At 43.2% G+C, this 6326-nt stretch carries 9 protein-coding genes; 2 read left to right on the top strand and 7 right to left on the bottom strand.

The features are described 5' to 3' along the window. Positions 1–21: 21 nt before the first annotated feature. Both B3763_RS06900 and B3763_RS06905 read left to right on the top strand, forming a co-directional pair. Entirely contained in the window at positions 22–396 is a 375-nt protein-coding gene (locus tag B3763_RS06900; protein WP_286745115.1) for a hypothetical protein, read from the top strand. Positions 397–484: 88 nt separating this feature from the next. Next, complete coding sequence (locus B3763_RS06905; RefSeq protein ID WP_286745117.1) at positions 485–874, top strand: hypothetical protein; 390 nt, start codon at positions 485–487, stop codon at positions 872–874. Between the two features lie 3 nt (positions 875–877). On the opposite strand, the gene B3763_RS06910 is transcribed toward B3763_RS06905, so the two are convergent. The 7 genes from B3763_RS06910 to B3763_RS06940 all read right to left on the bottom strand — a co-directional run. Continuing rightward, positions 878–1744 (bottom strand): ABC transporter ATP-binding protein, encoded by an 867-nt coding sequence (locus B3763_RS06910; RefSeq protein ID WP_286745119.1) that lies wholly within the window; start codon positions 1742–1744, stop codon positions 878–880. Beyond that, entirely contained in the window at positions 1737–2411 is a 675-nt protein-coding gene (gene modB, locus B3763_RS06915) for a molybdate ABC transporter permease subunit (protein ID WP_286745121.1), read from the bottom strand. Before modB ends, B3763_RS06910 begins: the two co-directional genes overlap by 8 nt. Then, on the bottom strand, positions 2408–2809 hold the full coding sequence (locus B3763_RS06920) for a TOBE domain-containing protein (protein ID WP_189631255.1): 402 nt from the start codon (positions 2807–2809) through the stop codon (positions 2408–2410). The genes modB and B3763_RS06920 overlap by 4 nt, the downstream gene beginning before the upstream one ends. Positions 2810–3131: 322 nt before the next feature. Then, the gene (gene modA / locus B3763_RS06925) at positions 3132–3911 is read right to left on the bottom strand and encodes a molybdate ABC transporter substrate-binding protein (RefSeq protein WP_286745124.1); all 780 of its coding nucleotides are present in this window, start codon (positions 3909–3911) and stop codon (positions 3132–3134) included. Positions 3912–4050: 139 nt separating this feature from the next. Beyond that, on the bottom strand, positions 4051–4392 hold the full coding sequence (locus B3763_RS06930) for a type II toxin-antitoxin system RelE/ParE family toxin (RefSeq protein WP_286745125.1): 342 nt from the start codon (positions 4390–4392) through the stop codon (positions 4051–4053). Beyond that, the gene (locus B3763_RS06935; protein WP_286745127.1) at positions 4362–4586 is read right to left on the bottom strand and encodes a hypothetical protein; all 225 of its coding nucleotides are present in this window, start codon (positions 4584–4586) and stop codon (positions 4362–4364) included. The genes B3763_RS06930 and B3763_RS06935 overlap by 31 nt, the downstream gene beginning before the upstream one ends. A gap of 37 nt (positions 4587–4623) precedes the next feature. Continuing rightward, a partial coding sequence (locus B3763_RS06940; RefSeq protein ID WP_286745128.1) for an FAD-binding and (Fe-S)-binding domain-containing protein occupies positions 4624–6326 on the bottom strand: 1703 nt, incomplete at its 5' end.

The following is a 6326-nucleotide window of genomic DNA, read 5'->3' on the forward strand; positions in this document are numbered from 1 at the left end:
AACCACACAAACACTAGAATCATGAAGAAATTGAGTATTGCTTTAGCGTTTATTGTTCTGGTAAGTCTTTCATCTTGCGAAAACGAAGGTGAAACCTGTTTGGAGGTGAAAATAGTAGCCGAACTTTGCGGAAATGCGGTTGTTCAGGTTGTTTCGGGCAATGCGGGCATTCCAGTAACTGAAAGTTGGACAGACCATAACAACGTTACGTACGATAATGTCTTCAGTACCTTTCTCGATCCATGCGATAGTTATTTACCGGCCCGGGGAGAAACTGTTTTAATGAAGATTACGAAGGAACGAAAAGAGACTGATTGTGCAGTTTGCCTGGCCTTACCGGCCAATAGTCCCAAGCAGTTCTACTATACCGAAATAGTTACTGACTGTGGTATGTAGAATCGTTACTAAACAATATAAGAGGTGGAATACTAAAAGCTACCATAGCCAATGGAGTTCTTTGGTTCTGTAAACACAAATAATTAAGATGAAAAGACTTAGCATTATTCTTTCCTTATTGACTGCATTGGTCATTAGCTCATGTGACAATCAACCTGCTGTTGATTGTGTTCAGGTAAAAATTATCGATCAGATATGCGGCAATGCAATTTTCCAAGTGATAGGGGGAGCCGTACCTGACGATGTCGCCAATACGTGGACGGATAGTAGCGGTACAACTTATGAGAATGTGTTTACTACTATGGTGAGTCCATGTGACAGTGGTGTCCAAATTGGCGACATACTGTTTGTGAAAATTGTTGACCAAAGACCTGCCTCCGACTGTTTGGTTTGTGCGGCAATGTTGGCCGATACACCTAAACCGTTTTTACATACGGTAATTTCCAAAGAGTGTGAGGTTGGAGGAGATGATTTTTAGAAGCTAAACTTTCTTAATTATAGGGTTGAAAGCCTTCGATGCAACGATTACTTCATCACCAATTCGAAGGCTTTTTTGTTCCACATTACTAATCACTACTTTGATCAGTTGATTACCCACTAACACTGAAGCAATAGCCAGTAATTCTTCCTCCTGAATGTCTATTACCGTTCCGGTAAATTGAAACTTTCCGCTGAGACTCTTATTTCCGAATACCTCAGTGGGTTTGCCTTCTCGAACAACTTTTCCCTCTTCAATCTCAATAATTCTATCAGCTAGCTTAAGTGCTTCTGAGGGGTCGTGGGTGACCATTATAGTTGTGAGTTCATACTTTTTATGAACTTCCTTCAGATACTCCTGGAGCCTGATTCTCATCGGTCGGTCTAAGGCCGAAAGGGGCTCGTCCAGAAGTAATAGCCCTGGCTTTTGTACTAGAGTTCTGGCCAAAGCAACCCGTTGTTGCTGCCCACCCGATAGTATAGCCGGTTTCTGATTTCTCAAACCCTTTATTTCCATAATGTCCAGCAACTCCTCCACATCAGATTCCGACTGGCCGCCCCTTAAGGCGTATTTTAAATTACCTTCTACCGTCATATTAGGAAAGAGGGAATACTGCTGGAAAACTAGCCCACAGTCCCGTTCTTGTGGCTTCAGGTTGGTTTTTGGGCCGAACCAAGTTTGATCATTGAACTGAATTTTTCCGGAATCAGGATTCATCAACCCGGCAATCATTCGGAGTAATGAGGTCTTTCCGGCTCCTGATTGGCCCGAAATCACTAAAAACTCACCGGGGTGACATTGAAATTCTAAGTCAAGTTCAAGCCTGCCACGGGCTGCTTCCAATCGCTTAATCACTTTTACTTCAAGCATGCTTTCCGGTAAGGTTAGTTTTCTTGTTCAGGCTGTAAACGGTCACTAAAATGCTGAAACTGATAAGCAGGAGAACCAGCGCATATTGATGTGCTGCGGCATAGTTCAGCGACTCCACCTCATCGTAAATGGCAATGGAAGCCACTTTAGTAACTCCGGTTATATTGCCACCAATCATTAAAACCACTCCAAATTCGCCCATCGTATGGGCAAAGGAAAGTACTATGGCGGTTAGAATAGAGGGTTTGATGTTTGGTAAAAGAACGTGAAGTAAGGTCTTGAACTTAGATTGACCTAAAACATATGAAGATTCTTTCATATTTAATGAAAGGCTGGTGAGCCCCGACTGAATGGGCTGTACCATAAACGGAAGACTGTATATCATAGAAGCAAGCACAAGCCCGGGAAAAGAGAAAAGTAGTTGAACACCAATCGTTTCCTGCAACCAGTTGCCAAAGGCATTGTTCGGACTGAAGGCCACCAATAGATAAAAGCCAAGTACGGTAGGAGGTAGCACCAATGGCAAGCTGATCATTGATTCAACTACTGGTTTTATCTTCGATTTAGTTTCAGCCAGCCAATTGGCTAGAGGAACAGAAACCACAAACAACAGTATAGTGGTTACCAAAGCCAACTCTAAGGACAATATGATGGGGGACCAGTTCATTCCCTGGAAAGCATTAATTCGTTGGTTTTGATTAGGGCAAAAACCTCTTGCCCCACCGTTAGTTCCAGTTCATCAGCCGATACAGCAGTGATGATGGAGGTGATTGGGCCAACTTGAGTCTGCAGAGTGATCCGGGCCAAGAGCTCACCTTTTTGAAGAGCAATGATGGAGCCGGGAATCTGATTTTGCAAGCTGATGGGTAAGTTGGGCGTTGTTGCCACTGAAACCTCAAGTTCTTTAAAAATCACGCTTACTTCCTGATTTATTTGCAGATAATCGGCTGTTTGAGGCGTATCAATTACAATACTTTTCAGCTTTAAGCCAATGGCCTCTAAGCTCACTAATGAAAAGCTACCGGAGGTTTTGATGTCTATGATTTTGGCTTTGAAAGAGTTCAATTCAGAGTATTATTGATAATTTCAAAAGTTAGACCTGTCACCCTGAAACGTGCCTGTGGCAAAGACAGGTTTCAGGGTCTTTTAAATTCTGAATCAAGTTGCTATCAGATCCTAAAATAAATTCAACAAGATTCTGAAATGAATTCAACTAGATTCTGAAATGAATTCAGAATGACGTTACCCAATGTTTTGAGTTAGTCAGCTTAAATTTGCTAAGAAAATCCATGTATTCTTCATAGAAGGTGGTTTTTCTAAGGTTAGAAGTTGACTGTGCCTCCAACCCATCTGCCTGGAGGGATATTCGGACACTGCTGGTTTAGAATTAAGCTGTAACAACGAGCAGGCACAAAAGCCTTTCTTCGGTGGGGAAAGGTTTGGATGGGGGAGTCTTATAACCAAACTTCTGCAATAGGGCTTTACCCTTCTCAGAAAGCACAAATTCCATAAAACGCTGGGCTTCATCAGTCATGCTTCGTTCATTTCTGAGTATAACCATAGCCTGATTGATAGGGGCGTGTAGGCTATCGGGTATAGTAATCCAATTCCCTTTACTCGACATATTGGGAGAAAGCACTACAGATTTGGCGGTGAAGCCCATTTCCGCAGCCTGAGAGATAATAAACTGATTGACCTGAGAGATACTTTCTCCAAAGACAAATTTGGACTCATTGGTCTCATACAAATTCAATCGCTTAAGCACTTGCTCTGCAGCAAGGCCGTAAGGGGCAGTTTTAGGATTAGCCAATGCGATATATGATACCTCTTTAGAACTCAGTTGGTCGAGAGAAACTAGCAGATTCTCCTTCATAGACCAGAGTACCAATTGTCCTTGAGCATAGATAACCGGTTCTCCAATTGTGTTTCCTGATGCCTGAAGTGCCTCGGGGAACTTGGTGTCGGCTGAGAAGAAAAGATCGTAAGGAGCGCCTTCCTGAATTTGTGCAGTGAGCTTACCGGATGAGCCAAGGATGATCTCACATTGAGTTCCTGTTTCAGTTTCATAAGCTTCGACCAAGGCATTCATAGCAAACTGCATATTGGCAGCTGTTGCGATGGTGAGCTTTTCGGTTTGTGGAGAGCAGCTGATTATGACTAAGCTCAATAAGAGAGCCTTGATGACATTCCTGAACGTCACTGCGAGGCACGAAGCAGTCTCATGCTCCGATTTGGGAGATTGCCACGGTCGTACCCTGCCTACAGGACAGGCAGGCTCCCTCGCAATGACGGAAGAAATGAAATGTCTATTCACTGATCTTTTGGTCATCTTTTTCGGTTGGGAAAAAGTCGGTAACATAAATAGTACCAGTGGCTTCTTGGATATTGTAGATTATTTTGACGTCTGCACGTGAACTTCTCTTAAAAAGGATAAATCTGTGCTTGAGAAATCTGTCTCTGAGTCGAGGTTCAATGACTCCACGTTCAGGATAATGTTTCAAAGAATTAACTAGGCTATTAATCTCATTGGATATTTGCTCAGCTCTGGACTCAGAATAATGGTCATACAAATACTCGATAATTTCAAAGAAGGAGTTGTATGCTGATTGGGTGATAACTACCCGATATTCTTTCTTTTCTCCTTCCATGCCTCGAAATCCTGATTGAATTGATCCAAAGAAACCACTCTACCATATTGGATGTCCTCTTCTGAGACCTGTGCCCTTTGGTTTATCAAGTCACTCTGCCTTAACTCTTCGACATAATGAAGCACCTTATCTAATCGCTCTTCATCAAGATCGGAGATCGCCTTTTGAATTTTCTTGATTGTGCTCTTTGCCATACTTCAATTTATGAATCTATTTGGAATTTGTCTTTTGTCATTTGAGGTTTTCCCAAAGGATCTCCACCACATGCAGCGCTTTTCTTCCCGTTCCATCTTTGATCTGATGACGGCAACTGGTGCCTGAAGCGGCTATAATTACTTCTTTCGGTTGTTTTCTCACAGTAGGGAAGAGCACCAATTCTCCAATCTTCATGGAGAGTTCATAATGTTCCTTTTCGTAGCCGAAAGAGCCTGCCATTCCACAGCACCCTGAGGGAATCATATGCACTTCAAAGTTCTTAGGCAGACTCAGTATCTTCTTAGTAGGCGTCATACTGGAAAGCGACTTCTGATGACAATGTCCATGTACCTTGATCAGTTTCTTTTCTTCGGTAAACTGTTCCGTTCTGATATGGCCACGATCAATTTCTCTAGCCAAGAATTCTTCTATAGTGAAAGTATGCTTGGCTAGGTTTCGAGCCTTTCCCTGCAATTCACCACGAGTTAAGCTGATAAACTCATCTCTGAAAGTGAGGATAGCGGAAGGCTCTATGCCCACTAAAGGCACTTCTTCTGAGACTATATCCGCAAACAGCTTCACATTGGCTTCGGCCAATTCTTTGGCTTCGTCCAACAGTCCTTTGGAGAGTTGAGGCCTGCCACAATCCGGGTGATCGACAAAGGTGACTTCATAGCCGAGTTTATCGAGTAACAATACGGCCTTCTTCCCAATTTCAGCATCGTTGTAATTGGTGAATTCATCGCAATAGAAGTAAACTCTTTTGTCTTTCTTTTCAGGTCGGAATTCTTTGTTTAGCCAGCTCTTGAGCGGCTTCTTAGCCAGTTCAGGCATACTGCGCTCCTTGGCAAAACCGGCAATGGACTTGGCCAAATTTCCTGTGAGCTGATTGCTGAAAATCATATCATAAGCCCAAGGTACTCTGCTGGCCAACTTCATGCTTTTGGAGAAATGGGCAATGCGTTTGACTCTTGTAGGAACTCCCTTTTCCTTATAATACTGATACTGCCACTCAGCCTTGAGTTTAGCCATATCGACATTAGAGGGACATTCAGAAGAACAGCCTTTGCAGCTTAGGCAAAGGTCCATTACTTCCTTAATTTCTTCATGAGCGAAAGGATTGGCTTTGTCTGAACGGGTCAGCATTTCTCTCAAAATATTGGCCCTGGCTCTGGTGGTCTCTTTCTCGTTTCGGGTAGCCATATAGCTGGGACACATGGTACCACCACTCAGCTCCGATTTGCGGCAGTCACCCGATCCATTGCAAAGCTCAGCACTTCTGAGAATCCCCTGGTTTTCAGAGAAATCGAACATGGTGTCGAACTCTCTGGTCTCCTGATCTACATCGTAGCGAAGGGAACTGTCCATTGGAGGGGTGTCTACTATTTTGCCCGGGTTGAAGATGTTCTGAGGATCCCAGATTTGCTTCATCTGCTTGATTAGCTCATAGTTGTGTTCACCCACCATTTGAGGAATAAACTCGCCTCTAAGTCTTCCATCGCCATGCTCTCCTGAAAGTGAACCTTTATATTTCTTAACCAGCGTAGCAATTTCTTCGGCTATGATTCTGAATTGCTTTTGTCCTTCGGCCGTTTTCAGATTTAGAATTGGCCGCAAGTGTAATTCACCAGAACCGGCATGGGCATAATGCACAGAGTATAAGCCATGTTTTTCGAGAATTTGATTGAACTCTGCGATATAGGCGGGTAAATCCTGTACATCTACAGCCGTGTCTTCAA

Source organism: Roseivirga sp. UBA1976, from assembly GCF_002336325.1.
GTDB lineage: Bacteria > Bacteroidota > Bacteroidia > Cytophagales > Cyclobacteriaceae > Roseivirga > Roseivirga thermotolerans.